Origin of the sequence: Pseudomonas sp. 9.2(2024), from assembly GCF_039695385.1 — a bacterium.
Taxonomy (GTDB): Bacteria; Pseudomonadota; Gammaproteobacteria; order Pseudomonadales; family Pseudomonadaceae; genus Aquipseudomonas; species Aquipseudomonas paraglycinae.
Genome location: NZ_CP155585.1, coordinates 2,774,746 through 2,800,558, shown reverse-complemented (window position 1 = coordinate 2,800,558; position 25,813 = coordinate 2,774,746). Strand labels below are relative to the sequence as shown.

6 protein-coding genes are annotated in these 25,813 nt (G+C 63.1%); 1 reads left to right on the top strand and 5 read right to left on the bottom strand.

Features of this window, described 5'->3' with window-relative positions:
• Window positions 1-8 precede the first annotated feature (8 nt).
• Complete coding sequence (locus ABFB52_RS12545) at window positions 9-236, bottom strand: hypothetical protein (protein WP_129974060.1); 228 nt, start codon at window positions 234-236, stop codon at window positions 9-11.
• 255 nt (window positions 237-491) lie between these two features.
• Here ABFB52_RS12545 and ABFB52_RS12540 point away from each other — a divergent pair, with 255 nt between their 5' ends.
• Window positions 492-1,262, top strand: coding sequence for a helix-turn-helix transcriptional regulator (locus ABFB52_RS12540; protein ID WP_085748377.1), 771 nt, complete (start codon window positions 492-494; stop codon window positions 1,260-1,262).
• A gap of 65 nt (window positions 1,263-1,327) precedes the next feature.
• Here the strand turns inward: ABFB52_RS12540 and ABFB52_RS12535 are convergent, their stop codons facing one another.
• The 4 genes from ABFB52_RS12535 to ABFB52_RS12520 form a co-directional block, all read right to left on the bottom strand.
• The gene (locus ABFB52_RS12535) at window positions 1,328-3,283 is read right to left on the bottom strand and encodes a MacB family efflux pump subunit (RefSeq protein WP_129974061.1); all 1,956 of its coding nucleotides are present in this window, start codon (window positions 3,281-3,283) and stop codon (window positions 1,328-1,330) included.
• Window positions 3,284-3,285: 2 nt separating this feature from the next.
• A complete protein-coding gene (gene macA, locus ABFB52_RS12530) occupies window positions 3,286-4,434 on the bottom strand; it encodes a macrolide transporter subunit MacA (RefSeq protein WP_102687428.1) in 1,149 nt (382 codons plus the stop codon).
• A gap of 66 nt (window positions 4,435-4,500) precedes the next feature.
• On the bottom strand, window positions 4,501-12,801 hold the full coding sequence (locus ABFB52_RS12525; RefSeq protein WP_129974062.1) for a non-ribosomal peptide synthetase: 8,301 nt from the start codon (window positions 12,799-12,801) through the stop codon (window positions 4,501-4,503).
• A complete protein-coding gene (locus ABFB52_RS12520) occupies window positions 12,798-25,796 on the bottom strand; it encodes a non-ribosomal peptide synthetase (RefSeq protein ID WP_129974063.1) in 12,999 nt (4,332 codons plus the stop codon). Before ABFB52_RS12520 ends, ABFB52_RS12525 begins: the two co-directional genes overlap by 4 nt.
• Window positions 25,797-25,813 lie beyond the last annotated feature (17 nt).

Here is a 25,813-nt window from a genome sequence, read left to right as displayed (position 1 = left end):
AGTGCCTGCTACCCTTCAAGCGGTGGCGCAGACAAGTCTTCATGACGGATAAAGATGTGGCCTGCATCGCGCACAAACTGTCGCCACTCGGAAGCGTTGATAAGTCCCTGCTCCAGCATCTCGTCGGCCCCCTTGAGCAACTCATCGTATTGATCCTGAGGGTCGAGCTGCTCCCGAGACTGTGTTGCCAGATTGCGCCAGGCCGACAGGGAGTCTTTTTTGCGTTGATCGAACATATCGAATGCCTCGCGAAGATGACATCGGGTAGAGCCGGTTCGGTTCTGCGTCGTTCGATACATGCGACGAGTGGAAGGCGATGCGGTTGCTGCACTCAATGTTCGTTATGAGCTAATAACCCCTTCATTAAACGGTCGCTCAAACGTTGTACTAGGATAGGATCCAAATTTCCCGATTTGTGGTCGCCGGCCAAGGACATCCGCTGGAGAGTCGGGAAAGCGCAATTCCCCCATTGCTACTCATGGATGAAACACATGAACTCACATCTGTTCCCTCACATCGGCAAGGTCATCGCCAGCACCGGCAGTCGGCATTTCCCACGGATGCTGCATGACCTGATCCTCACCCAACTGGCCGTGGACGCCACACATATCCGGCAGATGCGCGTGGAGCCGGTCGGGCGTGCTCAACCGCGCAGCGAGCCTGAATGCCCCAAAGAGGCGACGCTGACGGCCGAGACGGTGTATTCCGAACTGAGCACCGATCCCGGTAACAGCGACGTGCCCGCCCCCGAACCCTCCACGGTCACCGATGCGTCGCAGTTGCACCTGACCCGGCGCAAGGACGGTTACCGCTATGTGATCTCCGTGTATCGCTGCGGCCCGTCGAAGCGGTTTTCCGCCCGGGAGCGCAGCCTGTTACAGGACATCTCCCCGGTATTGCTGCCAATGGTGGAAAAGCACATCCACGCGCTGCAACCGGCGAATGCGGATCCCGAGGCGCAAGCCGCAGCGACCGAAGCCTCGCTTCAAGGCCTGGAAACCCTGCGATTGCGTTTTTGCGAGCGCGTGCAGCAACTGGGCCTGAGCCTGTCGAACCGTGAGATGGAAGTGTGCGTCGGCCTGCTTGCCGGCCGCACCGCGCCGGAACTGGCCGAGCAGCTGCAACTGAAGGTCAACACCGTCGAGAGCTACCTCAAGCGTGCCGCCATCAAACTGGGGATCAGCGGTCGACATTCGCTGATGCGCTGGATGTATTCACCTGAAGACTGCCCGGCCGCCTGCGACCCGTCTAACGCGGCCTGATTGTTCGCACGCCTGTAAAAGAACCGCCGCCCTGTCAGGGACGGCGGCTTTTTCATGCCTGCCTTTCAGTCCCGCGCCAATGCCTCGATCGGGTCGAGCCGCGAAGCATTGCGCGCCGGCACGAAGCCGAACACGATGCCGATCAGCGTCGAGCAGAACACCGCTGTCAGCACCGAGCCCAGCGAGAACACCATCTCCCATTCCTTGATGAACAGCGAAAACAAATGGCCGATGGCGTAACTCAACGAAATTCCAATCGCCCCGCCCAGCAGACAGACCATCACCGCCTCAACCAGAAACTGCTGACGAATATCCGACTGCCGCGCCCCCACCGCCATGCGAATACCGATCTCGCGGGTACGTTCGGTGACTGATACCAGCATGATGTTCATCACCCCTATGCCGCCGACCACCAGCGAAATCACCGCAATCAGCGACAGCAACAAGGCCAGTGAGCGGCTGGTTTTCTGCACCGTCTGCATCACGCTGTCGAGGTTGTTGGTGAAGAAATCCTTGGTGCCGTGGCGCTGCAGCATCAGCTTATTGACGTTGTCTTCGACAACCTTGCTCGGTTGGCCGTCCTTGATCCGCACACTGATGCTGTCCAGGTAACGCTGGCCCAATAACCGCCCGGCTGCGGTTTCATAAGGCACCCAGACATTCAAAGACTTGCTCGCCGAGAAGATGTTCTTCTTTTCCGCCGCCACACCGATCACGGTGCACGGCAGGTTGCCGATAAGGATCACCTGCCCCAGCGGATCGACTCCCTCGCCGAATAACCGTTGGCGGGTGTTGTGATCGATCACCACCACCTGCGCCTGGCGTCGGGCATCGTTTTCGCTGAACGGGATGCCCGACTCCATCTTGATTCCGCGCACCTGAAAGTACAGATCGCTGACGCCGTTGACCTGGGCATCGAGGTCAATGTTGCGGTAGCGTAGCAACAGATTGCGCCCGACCACCGGCGTTGCGCTGTCGACGTAGTACAACTGATTGAGCGCCGCCACATCCGCCGGAACCAGGGTTTCGATGGCCGCCGAACGGCTGTCGCCGAAACTGGTACCGGAATAGATATCGATGGTGTTGCTGCCGATGGCCTGAATGTCCTTGAGCACATAGCGCTTGGCCCCCTCGCCGATGGCCGAGATCGACACCACCGAGGTGATGCCGATGACGATCCCGAGCATGGTCAGCAGTGTGCGCATGCGATGCGAGATCAGCGCGACCCAGGCCATGTTGAACGCTTCCTTGAACAACCCGAGGCTGGCCACCAGACGCCGCGCTGCCGTGGATTTGGGCACCGCGTCCTCATTGGTCAGTGCCGTGGTGTCGCGCTCGTTGCGACGGTCGCTGAGGATTTCGCCGTCGCTGACTTCGATGATGCGCTCGGCGTTGGCCGCGACCTTTGGGTCGTGGGTCACCAGAATCACCGTGTGTCCGGCCGCGTGCAGCTCCAGCAGAATCCGCATTACCTCCTTGCCGCTGGTGGTATCGAGGGCGCCGGTGGGCTCATCCGCGAGGATCACTTCGCCGCCGTTCATCAGCGCGCGGGCGATACTCACCCGCTGCTGCTGACCGCCCGATAGCTGGCTCGGGCGATGGGTCAGGTGCCCTTCCAGCCCAAGGCGCGCCAACAATTCACGGGCTCGAGCATGCCGTTGTGGCTCCGGCGTGCCAGCGTAGATCGCCGGCATCTCGACGTTGTGCATCGCACTCAGATGCGGCAGCAAGTGGTAGCGCTGGAAGATGAAACCGAAATAGTCACGACGCAGTTCCGCCAGCGCCTGACTGTCCAGATCACGGGTTTCCCGGCCATTGATCTTGTAGCTGCCGGCCGTGGCGTAATCGAGGCAGCCGAGAATGTTCATCAAGGTCGATTTGCCGGAGCCCGAGGCGCCGATGATCGCCACCATTTCCCCGGCGTGGATCGTCAGGTCGATATTCTTCAGCGCCAGGAATTCACGGTCGCCCGCCGTGAAGCTGCGGCTGATGCCGGTCAGTTGCAGCAGAGGTTCGCTCATGCTCATGCCCCTGCCACTTTCGTCACCGGATCACCGATCACCACCCGGTCGCCTTCGGCCAGGCCTTCGTTGACCTGCACCTTGACGTTGTTGTTGATCCCGGTCTGCACATTGCGCGACTGCGCCTGGCCCTTGGCGTCCAGCACCCGCACCGGGAAACTGCCGTCGTTGTTGCGCGGGCCCAGCGCGGCCACCGGAATCGTCAGCACCGATTTGGCGGTGTCGAGCACCACCCGCACCTGAGCCGTCATGGAAATGCGCAAACGGTGATCGGGGTTGGGCACCTCGAACAGCGCGTTGTAGAACACCGCCGTGTTCTGCTTCGGCGTGCCGGCGGGCGGGGTTTCGAGGAAGTTCTGCGGCGCAGGCTCAGTACCGCGCAGCTTGCCGTAATAACGCTTGTCCTCGCCGAGAATGGTGAAATACACCTCCTGCCCCGGCGCGATGTGAATGACGTCGGCCTCCGACACCTGAGCCTTGACGGTCATGGTGTCCAGGTCCGCCAGTTTCAGCAGGATCGGCGCCAGCTGGTTGGCGATCACGGTCTGGCCTTCCTGGGTCACGATGCCCACCACGTCGCCATCGATGGGCGCGACGATCCGCGTGTAGGCCAGGTTGACCTTGGCGGTGTCGATCTGGATATGCGCACTCTTGATCTGCGCGTCCAGCGACAACAGGTTGGCCTGCTGCACTTCGTAGTTCGATTGCGCGGTTTCGAAATCCTGCCGCGAGATCGAGGCGTCCTCCTGCAGGTTCTTATAGCGCTCGTAGATCGCCTTGGTCTGGCGCAGTTGAGCCTGGGTCGCCCGGCGTTGGGCTTGCAGATTCTCCTCATCGACCTGTGCCTGACGCAGGGTGTTCTGCAGCACCAACGGATCGATTTCCGCCAGCCACTGGCCCTTCTTGACCTTGTCGCCGACCTTGACCTTCAGCGACTTCAACTGCCCCGAAACCTGGGCACCGACGTCCACCTGCTTGATGCCCTCCAGCAAACCGGTGGCCAGCACTGCGTTTTCAATGTCAGCGCGTTCGACCGTGGCGGTCAGGTATTGCGGTGCCTCGGCCGGCGCCTGCACCGTGTAGAACACCAACCCGGCCACCAGCGTCAACGCGATTCCCAGACCGACTTTGCGCACCTTCGACTGTTCCATAAATGACCACAATTCCGTTCAGGGTTGAGCCCGGCCAGCGGCCGGGTTCCAGGATAAACACTTCAATCAGGACAACACTTGCCCCGCCGCCACCGTCAGCCCGTCATGCCACCACGCCGCGAGACTGAAGACGTTGGGCGCCTTGAGAATCGTGAAGTGGTTGCCGGGGCCGTACCACACCGCCAGATCCTTGGCCTCGCGCTGCCAGCCTTCGAGCATCGCCGCCTGTTCGCGCTGGTTGCCCATTGCGTCCAGCGTCGGGTCGTCTACCAGCGCCAGACGCACCGGCCCGGTGTAGGCCAGCGCCGGCCGATAGGTCGTGCGCAGTGCGGTGGCGAACGTGCGCACCGGGCCCTGCATCGCATCGAGTGACGCGCGCTCCGACAGCACACCGGCGTGCACCATCCCGTCATGCAGCAGGCGCATTTGCGTGGTGTCGTCGGCTTCGGCGAAGGTCAGCGCATCGATGCCCAGGGACTTGCCGCTGGACAGTTGCAGCGACTCGATCAGCCGCAACAGCGCCGCCGTCGTGGTGTAAGGCTTGCCCACCACACTGTTGCCACCCGGCGATTCACTGTCGATCAGCGTCAGGGATGCCACTTCGCGCCCCGCCGCCTGCAACTGCGCCGCCATGGCGTAGGCCACCCAGCCACCGAACGAATGACCGATCAGATGCACCGGACCTTGCGGATACAACTGCTCAAGTGCCCGCAGGTAGAACGTGGCGGCGCTTTCGACCCGACTGTGCGGCACCGTCGCGCCGTCGAGGCCTCGGGGCTGCAACCCATGAATCGGCCACTCCGGCCCCAGCGCCTCGGTCAGGTGGATGAACCCGGTAACACTGTCGCCAGCCCCCGGCACACAGAAAATCGGCGCATGCCCGGTGTGACCGGTCTGAATGGTCAAGATCGGCTGATAGGCCGTTGGCGCCGGCGCAGTTGCCGTTTCCAGCGCCTGAGTCAGGGCCTGCCCCAGAGCCTGAACGTGGGGTGCTTTCATCATGCTCTGGTGGTCGCCCGGTACGTCGATGCAGCGCAGCTGCGCACCTGGCAATTCCTCAGCCCAACCGCGCGTGGCGCTGAGTCGTGACATTGGCGCCGAACGCTCCGTGGCACGCAGCAGATACAACGGCAGACCGATCGGGTTGATCCGGTAATGCGCCAATGCATGCCCGTGGGCCACTTCCCGGTCGAGGTAATGCCAGGCATCCGCCGACGAGACAGCCGCCAGCTCGGGTCTGAGCAACTGCTGTTCGTGACAATGGTTGAACAAATCGGCGAACGCCCACTGCTCAAGTTCGGTCTGCAACACCGCCAGACGCGCCAATGCTTGCTGCCCCTGTGTCTCGTGCCCGGCCCAATGCGCCGTGCAATGCAAAAGCAATTGGCGCTTGTGCACATGTGCATCGTTCCACTGCGCCTTGTTCGGATCGGCCAGGCGCGGCACGTAGGTATCGATCAGCCCGACGAACGCCACTGACTCGTCCATCCCGAGCAGTTGCGCCGCGATTTCATAAGCCAGCACGCCACCGAACGACCAGCCGGCAAGCCGATAGGGGCCGTGGGGTTGTCTGGCGCGGATCACCTCGACCAGTCGGGCCGCCAGGCATTCCATGGTACGCAGTTGCGTCATACCGGAATCGATTCCCGGCAAGCCGTAAATCGGGAACTCACCGCCGATGTGCAGGCCCAGCGCCGGGAAATACAGGTCACGACCACTGAACTCATGCACCAGGAACAACGGCGTTCCTTGGTCACTTGCACGCACCACGACCACGCCGTCATGGAGCGGTACAGCGTCACTGCGCTGGCACAGCAGCGTGGCAGTCCCCTCGACCGTGGGATGCTGGAACAGCTCGGCCAACGAAATCGGCCTGTCGGACTTTTGCATCAGATCGACAAGCCGCACCGCCAGCAGCGAATGCCCGCCCAGTTCGAAGAAGTTGTCATGGCGGCCTACCCGCCCGACTTGCAACACTTCAGCCCATAGCCCGGCCAGTGATTCCTCAAGAGGATTGGCCGGCGCTTCATAGTCACGCATGACCAGCGCTTGGTGTGTCGGCGCCGGCAAGGCTTTGCGATCGACCTTGCCGTTGTTGTTCAGCGGCAGGCCCTCCAGCGCCACCCAGGCGGTCGGCACCATGTACTCCGGTAACCTGGCTTGCAGCAGCGCGCGGAGGGTAGCGCCCTGCAATGCAGGATCGTGCGCCGTGTAATAGGCCACCAGCCGCGTTGGTTCCTGTCCGTCGCGTCGGGCAAGAACCACCGCTTCCTTGACCCCCGGACAGCTCAACAGACGGTTTTCGATTTCTCCGAGTTCGATCCGGAAGCCGCGAATCTTCACCTGGTCATCATCGCGGCCGATACATTCCAGTCGGCCCGGCGCCTGCCAGCGGACCAGGTCGCCCGTGCGATACATCAAGGCTTGCGGGTTGTCGCTGAACGGATCCCGGAGGAATTTCTCGGCACTCAGTTGAGGCCGATTCAGATAGCCCAGCGCAACCCCCTGACCACCGATGTACAACTCGCCGGTGACGCCGAACGGCACCGGTTGTTGCCGGTTATCCAGCACATACACGCGGGTATTGCCGATGGGGCCGCCAATCGAGACGCTGTCGGCATCCGGCGCCACCTCACGCACTTCGAAGGTGGTGGCATACGTTGTGGTTTCGGTCGGGCCATAACAATGCACCAGGCGCAGGTCCGGTGCTTCGGCGAGCAGCTTTCGAAACGCCGCCGGATCGCCACGCTCCCCACCGCACAGCAGGATGCGCAGCCTTTTGAGCGCCTCGGGAATCAATTGCACGTACTGATTGAACAACGCGGTGGTGACAAAGAGGATCGTCGCCCCGCACCGGTCAAGCTCCCGACCGAATGCTTGCGGGTCGAGCAAGGTCGCATGATCGATCACGGCCACCTGGCCACCGTTGAGCAAGGCGCTCCAGATATCCATGGTGCTCGCATCGAACGCCGGGTTCGAAGCGAATGCCACCCGGTCACTCGGGTTGAAATCGGCGTAGCCGCAGTCGATCACAAGGCGGGTAATGCCGCGATGCGGCACCATGACCCCCTTCGGGATGCCCGTGGAGCCCGAGGTGTACATGATGTACGCCAGCGCCTCCGAGGACTGAGGCAGATCCGGGTTGTGCGAAGGACTTCCGGCAAGCGCCAGGGTATCCAGATCCATTCGCCGTACCGGGTACTCGATGATCTGATCGCTGCCGGTCAACAGCGCGACCGCCTGACAATCCTGCACCATGAATGCCTGACGCTCGGCGGGTGCGTTGATGTCCAGCGGCACATAGGCCGCCGCACACTTGATGATCGCCAACTGCGCGACCAACAACTCCAGCGAGCGTGGCAACAGAATCGCCACATGATCGCCGGGCTGCACACCTTGAGCGATGAGATGATGCGCCAGGCCGTTGGCGCTGCGGTTCAGTTCCGCGTAACTCAACACCTGCGTCCCGTGCACCGCGGCAACGGTTTGCGGATGCTCGGCGGCCTGCATCTCGAAGACCCGGTGCACGGTAAGCACTTGCGGACAGTCCGGTGCGGTGGCGTTGAATTCGTCGAGCAACTGCGTGCGTTCCTGATCCTCGATTATCTGCGCGTGTTCCAGCACTGCCTGGTCGTTGTTGACCATGGCCTGCAACAAGCGCTGGAAATAACCGACATAACGCCGTGCCGTCGCCTCATCGAACAGCGCTGTGGCGTACTCCATCCAGCCATTTATCCCGTTGGGCGATTCACCCAGGGTCAGGGTCAGGTCGAACTTGGCGAAGTGACTCGGCTCCGCCACCGCTTCCAGGGTCAGCTCCCCCAGCGCCAATACCGGCCCGTCGCTGTTGCGCCAGTTGAACATGGTCTGGAACAGCGGGCTGTGGGCCAGGCTGCGGGCCGGTCGGGCAATTTCCACCACTTGCTCGAAGGGCAGGTCCTGATGGGCCTGGGCCTGCAGGGTCAGCGCCTTGACCCGCGCCAGCAGCGCTTCGGTGCTCAACTCACCGGAAGTATCAATGCGTAACGCCAGGGTATTGACGAACAACCCGATCAATCCGTCGATTTCGGCCCGGAAACGGTTGGCCACCGGCGAACCGACCACCACGTCCGATTGCCCGGCCAACCGGCTGAGCAGCATCGCCCACGCGCTCAGCATCGTCATGTACAGCGTCACGCCATGTCGCTGGCTCAAGGCTTTGAGGCCGGCGCTCAAGCGCTCGTCCAGGCACACTTCGACGCTGCTGCCGGCGTAATCCTGTTGCGGTGGTCGCGGTCGGTCGGCAGGCAACGTCAGCAAGGCTGGCGCATCGGCCAGCGTGCGTTGCCAATATTCGCTCTGGCGCTGCAAAACCTCCCCGCTCAGCCAGCGTCGCTGCCAGACGGCATAGTCGGTGTATTGCAACGCCAGCGGCGGCAAAGGGTCCGCCAACCCCTGACTGAAAGCCTGATACAACGCCATCAGCTCGCGGGTCAGCACTTCCATCGACCAACCGTCGGAGATGATGTGATGCAAGGTGATCAGCAACACATGGTGATCGTCGGCCATACGCACCAGCCGTCCGCGAATCAACGGATCGTCCTGCAGGTCGAACGGGCCGGAAGCTTCCCCCTGAATCAGCGCCTGCAAGGCTTCGTCAGCCTGCGGGTGCTGGCGCAGGTCCTCGACCCGCAGCAGCACGCCACTGTCGGGCGGAGTAATCAGCACCTGGGCTTCGCCGTTGTACGGCATGAAACGGCTGCGCAGGCTTTCGTGGCGGGCGACAATCCGGGCCACCGCCCGCTGTAGCGCATCGGCGTCGAGCACACCGCGCAGACGCAGACCGATCGGAATGTTGTAAGCCGTGTTGGCACCTTCCATCTGCGCCAGAAACCAGAAGCGCTGCTGGGAAAACGACAGCGGCAATGCGCCTTCCCGTGGCACCGGCAGGATCGGCGGCTGCGTAGAGCGTCCGGCCCGGGTCAGCGACTGCGCCACCGACGCCAGTTCGGCATTGGCGAACAACTCGCCGAGCGCAAGCTCCACACCCAGCCGTTGACGCACTTGCGCGACCATGCGCATGGCCAGCAACGAATGGCCGCCCAACTCAAAGAAATGATCCTGACGCCCTATCCGTTCGACCTGCAGAACCTCGGCCCAGATCTGCGCCAGTGTGCATTCCAGTTCGCCTTGTGGCGCCTCGTATTCGCGTGTGAGCAGGGCCGTGCGCTCCGGTAACGGCAAGGCCTTGCGATCGAGCTTGCCATTGGCGGTCAACGGCAAGCTGTCGAGCCTGACAAACGCGACCGGCACCATGTATTCGGGCAACTGGCCCAGCAAATGCTCGCGCAGCTGCGCTACCGCCAGTGGCTGCACCTGGGCCTGTTCGGTGAAATAGGCCACCAGCCGCGGTTGTCCTGGCTCGTCTTCACGAGCCAGGACAACCACTTCCTGAAGACCGGGAAGCTGATGCAGACGGCTTTCGATTTCCCCCAATTCGATGCGCATGCCGCGGATTTTCACCTGGTCATCGTTGCGCCCCAGATATTCGATCGTCCCGTCCGGGCGCCAGCGAGCAAGGTCGCCAGCGCGATACATACGCGCATTCGGTCGTTCACTGAAGGGGTCCGGCAGAAAGCGTTCAGCGGTCAGTTGCGCACGGTTCAAGTAACCGCGCGCCACGCCTGCGCCACCGATATACAGCTCGCCGGATACGCCGATCGGCACCGGACGCTGTTGGTCGTCGAGCAGGTACACCGAGGTATTGCTCACCGGTTTGCCGATGTGCAGCGCCTCCCCCGCCTCGATCCGTCCGGACGTGGCGACTACGGTGGCTTCGGTAGGGCCATAGTTGTTGATCACATCGAAATGCTGATTGCGCGAAAACTGACGCAAGCGGTCGCCGCCGATCAGCAGGGTACGCAATGTCGGGTGCTCGAGATGCCGGCTGAAGGCGTATTCGGCGACGGGCGTCGGCAGGAAACTCACGTCCAGCGGTTGCGCGCACCACCAGGCCAGCAGCCCGTCGACGTCTTCACCGCCGTCCTGCGCAGGCGCCAGGTGCAGGGTCGCGCCAACGGACAGAGCTGGCCAGACTTCCCATGCCATTGCGTCGAAGCCGAACCCGGCCAGACTCGACGTATGGCGACCGGCACACAGGTCAAAGGCGTTGCTGTGCCAGTCGACCAGATTGGCCAGTGTCTGGTGTTCGACCATCACGCCCTTGGGCAAACCGGTGGAGCCGGAGGTGTAGATCACGTAAGCCAGGTTCGCCTCGGACAAACCCGGTACCACGGGGTTTGCGTCATTGCCTGAGCGCCAGGTGCGCGGATCAAGATCGAGTACCGGCAGCTCCTGTCCCGGCAGCCGTGCGAGCAGGTCACTTGAAGTCAGAATCGCCACTGGTTCGCAATCGCTCAGCAGATAATTCAGGCGTTCGGCCGGATGCGCGGGGTCGATCGGCACATACCCGGCGCCCGCCTTGAGGACTGCGAGCAATCCGGCCAGGGTATCCAGCCCTCGCCGGGCGACAATGGCTACCCGGTCATCCGGTTGCACACCCAGGTCGATCAAGCGATGCGCCAGACGGTTGGCCTGGCGGTTCAGTTCGTCAAACGTCAGTTGCTTGTCCAGATGCACCGCTGCCAGCGCTTGCGGTCGCGCGACGACCTGCGCCTCGAAGCGTTGATGAATCGTCTGTCCGCGAGGGTATTCGACATCGCTGGCGTTGAACTCTTTCAACAGCTGTTCGCGCTCCAGGCCGGACAACACCGACAGTTGACTCAACGGCGTATCCGCCGCGTGCTCCAGCGCCTGCAACAGGTTTTCCATGGCACACACCATATAGCCGCAGATGCGCTGCGCCTCGACTTCACGGGTGGCCAGCAGCGTCAGGCTGAAGTGATCGCCAAAGTCATCGATGCTCAAGGTCAGCGGGTAATTGGTGCGTTCCTCCGCATGCAGGACGCTGATCCCCTCCCAGGCCGAGAGCGCTTCGGCACTGGCATTGGCACTCGAGGTGCTGTGCCGGTAGTTGAGCAGCGAACTGAACAGCGGCGATGACCCGACCACCCCGCTGCAGCGCTGGGCCAGCACCAGCGGGGCGTGCTCATGGCGCATCAGACGGGTCAGACGTGCATGGGTGGCCTTCACCGACTCGCTTGCTGCCAGCGCGCTGACCTCGACACGGAACGGCAAGGTGTTGATGAAAATGCCCAGCGCGCGCTCGGTCGACTCCGCCCCTTGCATCCGCCCCATCAGCACGGTACCGAACACAACGGCGGACTTGCCGGTGAGTGCATTCAGAACCTGCCCCCAGCCGAGATGGAACAGACTCGCGACACTCACCCCGAGCGAACGGGCACTGGCTCGCAGGCGCTGCCCCAGCAACGGGTCAAGTGGCACACCGCACTCTTCGATGTCGCTGCCGTCGCCATGTACGCCTTGCAGGCCGAACGGCAACGTCGGCTCGTCGATGTCACCGAGCATCTCGCGGAAAAACGCCTCGTGCTCCGCCTCGCTGATGCCTAGCCGCGCCTGGGCGACATAATTGCGAAACGGTACGGGCGCTCCCAGTCTGGCGCTCTGCCCTGACAGGCAAGCCTGCATTTCCTCGCTGACCACAGCGAGCGCCGAGTGGTCCATTGCCATGTGGTGAAACAGCAATATCGCGACAATACGCCCGGACTCTGCATCCCAGGCATGGGCCAGGCGCAATAGCGGTGCACGTGTCACGTCGAGACGGAAATGCCGGGCGTCGAATCGCGCATGCAACTGCTCCAGAACATCGCCTTGAGCCACATCGAGCTGCACTTCTTCCACAGGTAACCCGACACGTCGCAGGACCACTTGCACCGGCGTGTCCAGTCCTTCCCAAACGATGGCGGTGCGCAGAATGTCGTGGCGCTCGATGACGGTCTGCAGGGCCTGGACGAATGCCTCGAACCGCTCGAGTCCGCTGAACGCGAATTTCGCCTGCATCACATACGGATCACCCTGTGCAGCGCTCGCGTGGTGGTAGAGGATGCCCTCCTGCAACGGCGTCAACGGGTAGATATCCTGGACATTGGCGCCGCCGCCAGGGATCTGCGCGACAATTTGATCGAGGGTGTCCTGGCTCAGGTCAACCAGCGTCAGCATCGCCGGGGTGACCCGTGTTGTGCCCGGTGAAATGCCATTGACCGGCACTTCAACCTGCCCCTCCCGTGCGGGCGAGTAAACGCCCGCCTCGATCAGCTCGATCAATGCCGGTTTGTGCTCGCGCAATGCGGCCAGCAAGGCCGGTTCACTCAGGGCCTGCTTGTTGCCATTGACCCGTAATTGCCCGTCCGTGATTGCCAACTGGATGTCTTTTGTCTTCAGCGTCGCCAACAGTTCATTCAGGTTCACAGGACGATCTCCATTCTTTCCGTGATGGCTGCGTAACCAGCCAGAGTCGGTTGCTCGAACAACGTCCGCACATCGGCTTCGATACCTGCCTGTTGCAGGCGCCCGATCAAACTGACCGCCAGCAACGAATGCCCACCCAGCTCAAAGAAATGGTCTTGCCGTCCGACGCGCTCGACTTTGAGCAATTCACACCACAGTCGCGCGAGGAGGATTTCCATCTCGCCGACCGGGGCTTCGTATTCGCGAATGCTGACTGCAGCCGAATCCGGTGCAGGCAGCGCCTTGCGATCCACCTTGCCGTTGGGACTCAGCGGCAGGCTGTCGAGCGCGACGAATGCCGACGGCACCATGTAATCGGGCAAGCGTGCCAGCAAGTGTTCGCGCAACGCCTCGACCCCCGGTTGCCCGGCGTCGGCATGCCAGGTGAAGTACGCCACCAGACGCTCCTCACGCACCAGCACCACGGCTTCGCGCAGCGCTGGATGGCTGAGCAGTTGCGCTTCGATCTCACCCGGTTCCAGGCGCAGGCCACGCAGCTTGACCTGGAAGTCGTTGCGCCCGATGAATTCGAGCTGACCATCGGCGCGGTAACGCACTAGGTCGCCCGTGGCGTACAGCCGATCGCCGGCCACGAACGGGCTCGGGATAAACCGTTCAGCCATCAACTGCGGCAGGCCCAGATAGCCCCGCGCAACCCCGGCACCACCAATGAACAACTGACCGATCACGCCCATCGGCACCGGCCGCTTGGCGGCATCGAGGACATACAGACGGGTGTTGTTGATCGGCCGCCCGATCGGCAACGCGCTGTCCGGCACCGGCATCGACGGTTCCAGCGTCCACACCGTGCTGTCGACCGTGGCTTCGGTCGGGCCGTAAACGTTGTGCAAACGCACTTGCGGCAAACGCTCGCGCACACGGCGAGCCAGCGCCGGCGTCAGGTCACCGCCGCCACAGAACACATCGGTGAGGCTGCTGCACTGGCTGACAGCGTCCTGCTCGAGGAACTGTTGCAACAGGACCGGCACGAACTGGATCACGCTGATCCGTTGCTCGCGAATCACCTGCGCCAGATAAGCCGGCTCGCGGTGCCCGTCAGGACGCGCCAGCACCAGACGCAGGCCAGCGTTCAGAGGCCAGAACAGCTCCCAGACCGAGGCATCGAAACTGAACGGGGTTTTCTGCAACAGCGCGCCGTCCGTCACGGCGGGACACAGCTGCGAACTCCAGTGCAGCAAATTGCCGACGCCACGATGCTCGACCATCACGCCCTTCGGCGCACCGGTCGAACCGGAGGTATAGATCACGTAGGCCAGGTTCGAAGCGCTCAGGTTCGGTACTTGCGGGTTGTCCTCCGGATTGAATGTCCAGTGATCCTGATCCAGATCGATCACCAGCGCGGTGCTCTCGCCCAGCAACTCACGCGTCGCCCCGTGCACCAGCACCGCTACCGGGGCGCTGTCCTTGAGCATGTAATCCAGACGTTCCGCCGGATACGCCGGGTCCAGCGGCACATAGGCGCCGCCAGCCTTGAGGATGCCGAGCAGACCGACCATCAGCTCCAGCCCGCGCTCGACACAGATTGCCACCCGAGAATCCGGCCCCACGCCCAGCTCGCGCAAGTGATGGGCCAGGCGGTTGGCCTGTGCGTTGAGTTCGGCGTAAGTCAGCCGCTGTTCACCAGCCTGCAACGCAACGGCTTGCGGCGTGCGTTGCACTTGCGACTCGAACAGAGCGTGAACGGTTTGCTGCAGATTGTCTGCGGTGCCGGTGACGTTGAGGTCGTACAGCACCTGCTGACGTTCAGCGCCGTCAAGGATCGGCAAGCGGTTCAGCGGCTGATCCGGTGCCTGTTCCAGAGCCTCCGCCAGTGTCTCCAGCGCGGTCTGCATGTAGTCGCAGATCCGCTGCGAACCGATGCTCGCCGGGGTCATGGCGGTGAGCACAAAACCGCTGCCCAGATCATCGACGCCCAGACTCAGCGGATAGTTGGTGCGCTCTTCGCTGCTCAGGGTCTCGATGCCCTGCCAGGCCTGACGCCGGTTTTGCTGTTGCGCCTCGTCGGCGCTGTGCCGGTAGTTGAGCATCGAACTGAACAGCGGCGACGGCGCGGCCACGCCGCTGCAACGCTGGGCCAGCGCCAGTGACGCGTGTTCATGGCCAAGCAGCGCACTGAGCCGCGCATGCGTCTCCCGAGCTCCTTCGCGCACCGGGGCTGCCCCCAGATCGACCCGCAGCGGCAAGGTGTTGATGAACATCCCCAACGCCCGGTCGGCACCCTCGCCGCCCTGCATCCGGCCCATCAGCACCGTGCCGAATACAACACGATCCTGCCCGGATGTCGCGGCCAGCACCTGTGCCCACGCGAGGTGGAACAGGCTGGCCACGCTGATGCCCAGTTGCCGTGCGAGGCTGCGCAGACGCTGGCTGGTCGCTTCGGTCAGGGCCTGTCGCGTTTCCTCGATGTCGCTACCGTCACCTTGCACATCCTGCAAACCGAACGGCAGGGTCGGCTCGTCGATGTCGCCGAGCATGTCGTGGAAGAACGCTTCGTGCTCCTGCTCGCTGACACCCAGCCGCGCCTGCGCTACGTAGTTGCGGTAAGGCACGGCCGCCCCCAGCGAAGCCTCATGCCCTTGCAGGCAGGCGAGCATTTCGTGCTGCACCACGTCCAGCGCAGTGTGATCCATCACCACATGGTGGAACAGCAACATCGCGACCACCCGGTCGTGGGCCGGATCACGGGCATACACCAGACGCAGCAACGGTGCCTGACTGATGTCGAGGCGGTAGTGACGGGCATCGAAACGCCCATGCAATTGCTCGAGGATGTCGCCATCCGCCGGATCAAGCACGATCTCCTGCACAGGCAGATCTGCGTGACGCCAGACCACTTGCATTGGCTCGGCCAATTTCTGCCAGACCACTGCCGTACGCAGGATGTCGTGACGGGCAACGACCTTGCGCAGCGCCGCCGCGAAGCTGTCGACCCGCTCGACACTGTCGAAGACCAGCCGCGATTGCAGCAGATACGGATCGCCCTGCTCTGCGCTCAAGTGGTGATAGAGGATGCCTTCCTGCAACGGCGCCAGCGGGTAAATATCCTGCACGTTCGCCGCGCCGCCCGGCACGCTGGCGACGATCCGGTCGATGCTCGACTGATCCAGCTCGGTCAGGCTCAGCAGTTCCGGAGTGATGTGGCTGCAATCAGCGGGAATGCGATTGGCCGGCACTTCGATTTCGCGACCGCTGCCCACCGCTGCGGCCAATGCAGCCAGAGTCGGTTGGCTGAACAGCACACGCACGTCGGTGTTCAAGCCGATCTGACGCAGGCGTTCGATCAGGCTGACGGCCAGCAACGAGTGGCCGCCCAGTTCGAAGAAGTTGTCGTGGCGACCGACTTTTTCCAGCTTCAGAACATCGGCCCAAATCTGCGCCAGCGTAGTTTCCACCGGGCCTTGCGGGGCCTCGTATTCACGGCTGAGCCATGCGCTTTGATCCGGCTCCGGCAAAGCCTTGCGGTCGAGTTTGCCGTTGGCGGTCAGCGGCAAAGTGTCGAGTCGCACATAAGCCGCCGGGATCAGCGCTTGCGGCAACCGGGTTTGCAGATGATTGCGCAGAGCTTCGATATCAGTCGGCGCTCGCTCGGTGAACCACACCAGCAACTGCCCGTCGCGCACCAGCGCTACTGCGTCCTGCACTGCCGGATGGGTACTCAGGGCGGCTTCGATTTCCCCCAGTTCAACCCGCACGCCGCGCAGTTTCACCTGATCGTCGTTGCGGCCCAGGTACTCGATGTTGCCGTCCGCCAGCCAGCGTGCGAGGTCGCCGGTTCGGTACATGCGTCCTTCGTTGAACGGATCATTCAGGAAGCGTTCGGCGGTCAGATCGGGACGGTTCAGATAACCCCGCGCCACCCCAGCGCCGGCGACGTACAACTCGCCCGTGACACCTACTGGCACCGAACGTTGCTGGTCATCGAGCAGATAGATTCGGGCGTTGGCCATCGGCCGGCCGATGTGCAGCGGTTGGCCGACTTCGACCGGCCCGGACGTGGCGACCACCGTAGCCTCGGTCGGGCCGTAGTTGTTGATCACCGAGAAGGTCTGCTCGCGATTGAACTGACGCAGCTTGTCGCCGCCGATCAGCAACGTGCGCAGGGTCGGATGTTGCAGTTCGCGGCTGAACGCATATTCGGCCACTGGAGTTGGCAGGAAACTGACCTGCAACGGCTGCGCCCGCCACCAGTCAAGCAGTTCGTCCAGATGCTCGTTGCTCACCGATTCCGGCGGCAAGTGCAACGTCGCACCGACGCAAAGCGCAGGCCAGACTTCCCAAGCCATCGCATCGAAACCGAACCCGGCCACGCTGGCGGTGTGGCTGCCGGCGTGCAGGTCAAAGGTTTCGGTGTGCCAGTGCACAAGGTTTTCCAGGGTCGCGTGTTCGACCATCACGCCTTTTGGCTGGCCAGTGGAGCCCGAGGTGTAGATCACGTAGGCCAGGTTGTCCGGCGTAAAATCGGCGACCTGCGGATCAGCAACCGACAGGTCTTGCCAGGTCTCATGGGCAAGATCAATCACAGGTACGCCAGCCTGATTCGGCAAAGCTACATCGCGAACCAGTAACACCCTCGGCGCACTGTCGGCCAGCATGTAAGCGATTCGCTCGGGTGGATAAGCCGGGTCGACCGGTACATAGGCGGCGCCGGCCTTGAGGATCGCCAGCAAACCGACCAGCATGTCCGGGCTGCGTTTGAGACAGATCGCCACTCGCGTATCGGTGGTAACACCCATCCCCTGCAGATGATGGGCCAGGCGATTGGCGCGCTGGTTCAATTGCCTGAACGTCAGGCGCTGCGTGCCGGCCTGAACCGCCACGGCCTCCGGCGTGCGCGCAACCTGCGCTTCGAACAGACGATGAACACCTTGCGCTGACGGGTAAACCGACGTGCTCGCGTTGAAGTCGCCAAGCAGCTGCGCGCGCGCCGCCGCTGACAGCACGTTGAGACGTTCAAAGGCCTGTCCGGGGTTGTCGGCCAACGCTGTCGCCAGCTCCGTGAGAGCGGTGTGCATCAGCTCGCAGACCCGCTGCGCCCCCACATGATCCGGGGTCAGTGCCGACAGATTGAAGCCATCACCCCGGTCGTTGATGCTCAGGGTCAACGGATAATTCGTGCGCCCGTCCTGGGCCAGGAATTCGATGCCTTGCCAGACCGGATCAACAGGCACTCGCGCAGCGTCGTGGCCGCCATGCCGATAGTTGAGTACCGCGCTGAACAGCGGCAAAGGCGCGGCCACGGCGCTGCAACGCTGAGCCAGTGCCAGCGACGCATGCTCATGTCCCAGCAAAGCCGCCAACCGCTCATGAACCGTGCGAACCGCTTCACTCACACTCTGCCCGTCAACTTCCACGCGCAGCGGCAAGGTGTTGATGAACATCCCCAAAGCCCGATCCGCGCCCTCGCCGCCTTGCATGCGCCCCAGCAGCACGGTGCCGAACACCACGTCCCGGCGTCCGGAAGTCGCCGCCAGCACCCGCGCCCAGGCGAGATGAAACAGGCTCGCGACGCTGACCCCGTATTGCCGCGCCTGGCGGCGCAGGTGCCGATTCAATTCCACTGGCAGCGCCAGCGAATGCTCCTCGATGTTGCGGCCATCGCCCTGTACGTCCTGCAAGCCGAATGGCAGGGTCGGCTCGTCAATATCACCGAGCATCTCGCGAAAGAAGCTTTCGTGTTCGTCCTCGCTGATGCCTTGGCGGGCCTGATGGACGTAGTTGCGGTAGGGCGCGGCGGGCGGCAAAGACTCAACCTGCCCCGGCAGATACAACTGCATTTCCCGGCGAACCACCTCCAGCGCGGTGTGATCCAGCACGACGTGATGAAACAACAGCACGCCTGCCACACGGTCATGCAGCGGATCTTCGGCATACACCAGACGGATCAGCGGTGCCTGACCGAGGTCGAGGCGATAATCCCGGGCATCGAAGCGTGCGCGCAACTGATCGAGGATATTGCCATCCAGCGGACTCAAATCGACCGATTGCACCGCCAGCGCGGCCTCTCGCCATACCACTTGCTGCGGGCTCGGCAATCCTTCCCAAACCAGACTGGTGCGCAGGATGTCGTGGCGCGCAATCACCTTTTGCAAGGCGTTGGCAAAAGCGCGCAGGCGCTCGATGCTGGCAAAGGCCAGACATGACTGTAATAAGTAGGGATCGCCCTCGGCGGCGCTCAGGTGATGGTAAAGAATGCCTTCCTGCAACGGCGCCAGCGGATAAACGTCCTGCACATTGGCGGCGCCGCCCGGCACGCTGGCCACGATCCGGTCGATGCTGGCCTGATCCAGCTCGGTCAGGCTCAGCAACTCCGGAGTGATGCGGGTGCAGTCGGCAGGAATGCGATTGGCCGGCACTTCGATTTCGCGACCGCTCCCTACTGCCGCAGCCAATGCAGCCAGAGTCGGCTGGCTGAACAGCACGCGCACGTCGGTGTTGAGGCCGATCTGGCGCAAGCGTTCGATCAGGCTCACGGCCAGCAACGAGTGGCCGCCCAGTTCGAAGAAGTTGTCGTGACGTCCGACCTGCTCCAGCTTCAGGACATCGGTCCAGATCTGTGCCAACGCAGTCTCCACCGGACCTTGCGGGGCCTCGTATTCGCGGCTGAGCCAGGCGTTCTGATCCGGCTCCGGCAAGGCTTTGCGGTCGAGTTTGCCGTTGGCGGTCAGCGGCAAGGTGTCGAGTCGCACGTAAGCCGCCGGGATCAATGCTTGCGGCAAACGGGTTTGCAGATGATTGCGCAAGGCTTCGATATCGGCAGACGCACGTTCGGTGAACCACACCAGCAACTGGCCGTCGCGCACCAGTGCCACTGCGTCCTGCACTGCCGGATGGCTGGCCAGCGCCGCTTCGATTTCCCCCAGTTCAACCCGCACGCCGCGCAGTTTCACCTGATCGTCGTTACGGCCCAGGTACTCGATGTTGCCGTCCACTAGCCAGCGCGCAAGGTCGCCGGTGCGGTACATGCGCCCTTCGTTGAACGGATCATTCAGGAAGCGTTCGGCAGTCAGATCGGGACGGTTCAGGTAACCCCGTGCGACACCGGCGCCGGCGACGTACAACTCCCCCGTCACACCTACTGGCACGGGGCGTTGCTGCTCATCCAGCAAATAGACCTTGGCGTTGGCAATCGGCCGGCCGATGTGCAGCGTTTGCCCGACGTCTACAGGGCCGGAGGTGGCGACCACCGTGGCTTCAGTCGGGCCATAGTTGTTGATCACCGCAAAGCTCTGCTCACGATTGAACTGCCGCAGCTTGTCGCCACCAATCAGCAAGGTACGCAGGGTCGGATGTTGCAGTTCGCGGCTGAACGCATATTCGGCTACCGGTGTCGGCAGGAAACTCACCTGCAACGGCTGCGCCCGCCACCAGTCGAGCAGTTCGTCCAGGTGCTCATTGCTCACCGTTTCCGGCGGCAGGTGCAACGTCGCGCCGACGCACAACGCCGGCCAGACTTCCCAGGCCATCGCATCAAAACCGAAACCGGCCACGCTGGCGGTGTGGCTGCCCGCGTGCAGGTCGAAGGCTTCGGCGTGCCAGTGCACAAGATTTTCCAGGGTCGCGTGTTCGACCATCACGCCCTTCGGCTGGCCGGTGGAGCCGGAGGTGTAGATCACGTAGGCCAGATGTGCCGGGGTCAGGTCCGGCAACTGTGGATTGCTGTCCGGCAGATGCTGCCAGGCGTCGCTGTCAAGATTGATCACCGGCACGGCACCCAGCAGGTCGCGAGTAGCCGTCTGTGCCAGCACCGCCACCGGATCGCTATCCTGCAACAGGTAAGCGATCCGTTCTGCCGGATGTGCCGGATCGACCGGAACATAACCGGCGCCAGCCTTGAGGATCGCCAGCAGCCCGATCAGCATCTGCGGACCACGCTGCACACAGAGCGCGACGCGGTCGTCCGGTTGCACACCGAGGCCGATCAGATGATGGGCCAGGCGGTTGGCGCGGCGGTTCAAGCCGTCGTAGCTCAGGCTTTGCCCGCCCTGCACCACTGCCACAGCGTCGGGTTGGCTCGCCGCTCGCGCTTCAAACAATTGGTGCACCACATGGCCGTGGGCAAAGTCGCGACCGGTGACATTGAAACCGACCAGCACGCGTTGGCGTTCGGCCGCCGACAGAATCGACACCTGATTCATTGGCGCATGGCGATCCTGTTCCAGCGCGCTCAGCAAATTGTGCAATGCCGTTTGCAGGTAGTCGCAGACCCGCATGCCATCCACTTCGGGCACTGCCTGCACAGCAAGCCGGAAGCCCTGTCCAAGGTCATCGACGCTGACCACCAGCGGATAGTTGCTGCGCTCACGAGAATCGAGAATCCGGATGCCTTCCCATCCCGGCGTCGCCGTCTGCTGCGCGTTGTGGCGATAGTTGAGCAAGGTATTGAACAGCGGTTCCGATCCCGTCACGCCACTGCAACGTTGAGCCAGTATCAGCGGCGCTTGCTCATGCACCAGCAGCTGCGCCAGACGCTCGTGGGTCGCCCTGACACCCGCCTCCACCGCCGTGGCCCCGACATGGACCCGCAGCGGCAGGGTGTTGATGAACATGCCCAACGAACGATCGGCGCCCTCTCCCCCCTGCATGCGCCCCAGCAGCACCGTACCGAATACCACCTCCTCGCGCCCGCAGACCTGGGCAAGTACCTGACCCCAGGCCTGATGCACCAGACTCGCAACACTGATGCCCAGCGTGCGGGCCTGTTTGCGCAGGCGTGTGGCAAGACGCTCATCCAGTGCCAGCTTGCTGTCCACGATGTTTGTGCCATCGCCGAGTACGTCTCGCAGGCCGAACGCCAGGGTCGGTTCGACGATGTCGCCGAGCATCTCGCGAAAGAACGCTTCATGTGCCTCGGCATTCGAACCGAGACGGGCCTGAGCGACATAGTTGCGGTATTGCACGGGGGGCGGCAGCGCGCCGACTTGCCCGTCAAGTGCGTCGCTCATCTCGGCCACCAACACCTCGAGCGCGGTGTGATCGAGCACGATGTGGTGCAACAGCAGGATTCCGACCCAGCGGTTTTGCAAAGGGTCTTCGGTGTAGGCGAAGCGCATCAACGGCGCACGCTGCAAGTCCAGGCGATAGTGTCGCGGATCGAAGCGCGCCTGCATTTGCTGCAACACATCACCGTCCTGCGGATCGGCATCCACCCGCTCCAGTGCCAGCGGCGCCGCACGCCAAACTACTTGCACCGGCTCCTCAAGGTTTTCCCTGACCACACTGGTACGCAGGATGTCATGCCGAGCGATGACGCTGTTCAACGCGCGAACGAACGCCTTGATCTGCGCCAGTCCGTCGAAGGCGAACTGCGCTTGCAGCACGTACGGGTCACCGTCGGCAATGGCCAGATGGTGATAGAGGATTCCCGACTGCAACGGTGCCAGGGCGTAGATGTCCTGCACGTTGTCGATACCGCCCTCGACGGTCTCGACGATACGGTCGATGGCCGCTTGATCCAGCGTGGCCAGCGGCAGCATGTCCGGGGTGATGCGGGTGCAACCGGGTTCGATGCGATTGGCCGGCACGCTGACCGTGGCGTCCCCTCCCAGCGTCGCCGCGAGTGCCGCCACGCTCGGCTGGCCGAACAGCACGCGGACGTCGCACTGCATGTCCTGCTGGCGCATGCGCTCGATCAGCTTCACCGCCAGCAGCGAATGCCCGCCCAGCTCGAAGAAATTGTCATGTCTGCCCACCCGGTCCAATCCGAGCAAGGTCTGCCAGATTACAGCGATGCGGGTTTCGATTTCGCCAAGCGGTGCTTCAAACGCCCGCCGGGCGAAGGCTTCGTTGTCTGGCTGCGGCAACGCCCGGCGATCGAGTTTGCCGTTGGCCGTCAGCGGGAAGGCATCGAGGCGCACGAACGCGCCCGGCACCATATGCTCGGCCAGCGATGCCAGCAGGTGATCGCGCAATTGCGCAACGCTCGGTTCGACACCTTCGGCGGCCAGCCAGTAGGCCACCAGACGCGTGTCGCCGGGGCTGTCCTCGCGGGCGATCACCAGCGCATCGCGCACGCCGTCGCAGGCGGCAAGACGTGCCTGGATCTCGCCAAGTTCGATACGGAAACCACGGATTTTCACCTGATCGTCGTTGCGTCCCAGGTATTCGAGTTCGCCCTCCACCGTCCAGCGTGCCAGATCGCCGGTCTTGTACAAACGCGCTTCGGCATGCCCGCTGAACGGGTCGGCAATGAAGCGCTCGGCGGTCAACGCCTCACGATTCAGGTAACCACGGGCAACCCCGGCGCCGCCCACATACAACTCACCGGTCACTCCGGCCGGCACGGGTTCTCGCCGGGCATCGAGGACGTACAGCAGCAGGTCGGGAATACGCACGCCGATCGGGCTGCTGGCGGTCAGTTGCGCGTCTGCCGCCACCAACGGTCGATAGGTCACATGCACCGTGGTTTCGGTGATGCCGTACATGTTCACCAGCCGGGTGCCGGCGTTGCCGACCCGCGCATACCAGGGCTTGAGCGATCCCGGCTCCAGCGCCTCACCGCCAAAAATCACCTCGCGCAGCGAATGCTGCAACAGGCTGCGGCCCTGAGCGGCGACCAACTGCCGAAACGCGCTTGGCGTCTGGTTGAGTACAGTGACGCCCGAGCGGCAGAGCAACGCATAGCACTCGTCCGGCGAGCGGCTGATGTGGTGCGGCACCACCAGCAACTGTCCGCCGTACGCCAGCGCACCCCAGATTTCCCAGACCGAGAAATCAAAGGCAAACGAGTGAAACAACGCCCAGACGTCTTGCGCATTGAACCGGAACCAATCGTGGGTCGCGCCAAACAGGCGTGCCACGTTGCGGTGCTCGACCATCACCCCTTTGGGCAGCCCGGTGGAGCCGGATGTGTAGATCACGTAAGCCAGATGCGCCGGATTCAAGTCCGGGATCTGCGGGTTGAATTCAGGTTCGGTCTGCAAATCGTCGTTATCGAGGTCGATCTGCGGCACGGATAGCCCGGCAATCCGATCCAGAGTCGCTGCCTGCATCAGCACCGCCACCGGCGCACTGTCTTGCAGGGTGAAGGTGATGCGCTCCAGCGGATAAGCCGGATCGATCGGCACATAACCGGCACCCGCCTTGAGCACGGCGAGCAGGCCGACGATCATTTGCGGGCCGCGCTCGACGCAGATCGCTACCCGGTCATCCGGACGGATGCCAAGGGCGAGCAAACGATGGGCTACCTGGTTGGCCTGTCGGTTGAGTGCCTCATAACTGTAAGTCCTGCCCTCGAACAGCAACGCGACTGCCTCGGGCCGGGTGTGCGCATGCGCTTCGAATTGCTGATGGATCAACGGCGTATCGGGAAACGTCGCCCTCGGTGAGTTAACGCCATACAGCCAGTGCTCCCGCTCGGCGGGCGGCAGTATGTCCAGGCTGTGCAATGCGGCTTGCGGGTTGTTCTGCAGCGCATCGACAAGACTGCCCAGTGCCGTGCGCAGGTATCCGGCGATTCGGGAGGCGCCAAGCGTCGCGTCGGCCAGCACCGTGATGCGCAGGTCCTGACCGAGGTCATCGATGTTGACCGTCAGCGGGTAGTTGGTGCGCTCGCGGGCACCCAACACGTGCACCCCCGGCGACAGCTCGATCACCTCGGCGACTTCCTCCACGCTGCTGTGGCGGTAGTTGAGCATGGCGCTGAACAGCGGCGTCGGCACCGCAACGGCGCTGCAACGCTGGGCCAGTGCCAGGGACGCCTGCTCATGGGCGAGCAGCGCGGTCAGGCGTCGGTGCGTCGCCAGCACGCCGTCATGAACGCTCGACCCGCCGACATCCACCCGCAAAGGCAGCGTATTGATGAACATCCCCAATGCTTGCTCGACACCGTCAGCCGCATTCATCCGTCCCAGCAGAACGGTGCCGAACACCACCGCCGAGCGCCCGCACAACTGCCCCAGCACGCGTGCCATGGCCAGGTGCATCAGGCTCGCCACGCTCACGCCTGATTGTCGCGCCTGGGTACGCAAGCGCTGGCTCAGATCGCTGTCGAGCATGCACGAGACTTCCTCGATGCCCTGACCGTCACCTTGTACATCATGCAAGCCACCCGGCAGCGTCGGCTCGTCGATGTCGCCGAGCATCTCGCGAAAAAATGCCTGGTGCGCTTGCTCATCCGACCCCAGACGTGCCCTCGCCAGGTGGTCGCGAAACGGCACCGCCCTCGCGACTTCGGCATCGCGGCCTGACAGGTAAGCCTGAATTTCCCGGCGTACCACATCGAGCGCGACGTGATCCATGATCATGTGATGGAACAGCAACAATGCGACCACCCGGTCGTTGACCGGATCCTCGGCGAACACCAGCCGCAGCAACGGGGCCTGTTGCAGGTCGAGGCGAAAGTACTGCGGGTCGTGGCGTGCCAGCAATTGCGCGAGTACGTCCTCGCGACCATTCAGATCGACTTCCTCACTGACCAGCGGGGCTTCGCGCCAGACCACCTGCACGGGATCGTCCAGATGCTCCCAGAGGATGGAGGTGCGCAAAATGTCGTGGCGCTCGATCACCCGACGCAACGCTTCGGTGAATGCCTCCAGCCGTTCGCGACTGTCGAACGTGAACCGCGCCTGCGACACATAGGGATCCCCCTCCGGCGCGGAGAGATGGTGATAAAGCAGCCCCTCCTGCAATGGCGCCAGCGGATAAATGTCCTGCACGTTCGCCACACCGCCCGGCACGGTGGCGACGATGCGGTCGATGGCCAGCTGATCCAGTTGCACCAGCGGCAGCATGTCCGGGGTGATGCGCAACGCCGGGCTCGACCAGTCGCCGCCGTGGCTCGCCACCAGCTCCAGCAACTGCGCCTTGTGTTTGGCGAGGCTGTCCCACAACGCGTCGTCCAGCGCGTCGTCGTTGCCCAGAATGACCAGGTCTTCATCGTCCTGTTGAAGGCGGATCGCATGGGTGGAAATAACAGCCATCAGCTCGCGAAATTGCATGGGGGTAACCTGCTGTA

Excerpts from the sequence above, each read along its gene's own strand:
- ABFB52_RS12535 (WP_129974061.1), bottom strand. The coding sequence starts at position 3,283 with ATGAGCGAACCTCTGCTGCAACTGACCGGCATCAGCCGCAGCTTCACG.
- ABFB52_RS12540 (WP_085748377.1), top strand. The coding sequence starts at position 492 with ATGAACTCACATCTGTTCCCTCACATCGGCAAGGTCATCGCCAGCACC.
- macA (WP_102687428.1), bottom strand. The coding sequence starts at position 4,434 with ATGGAACAGTCGAAGGTGCGCAAAGTCGGTCTGGGAATCGCGTTGACG.
- ABFB52_RS12545 (WP_129974060.1), bottom strand. The coding sequence starts at position 236 with ATGTTCGATCAACGCAAAAAAGACTCCCTGTCGGCCTGGCGCAATCTG.
- ABFB52_RS12520 (WP_129974063.1), bottom strand. The coding sequence starts at position 25,796 with ATGCAATTTCGCGAGCTGATGGCTGTTATTTCCACCCATGCGATCCGC.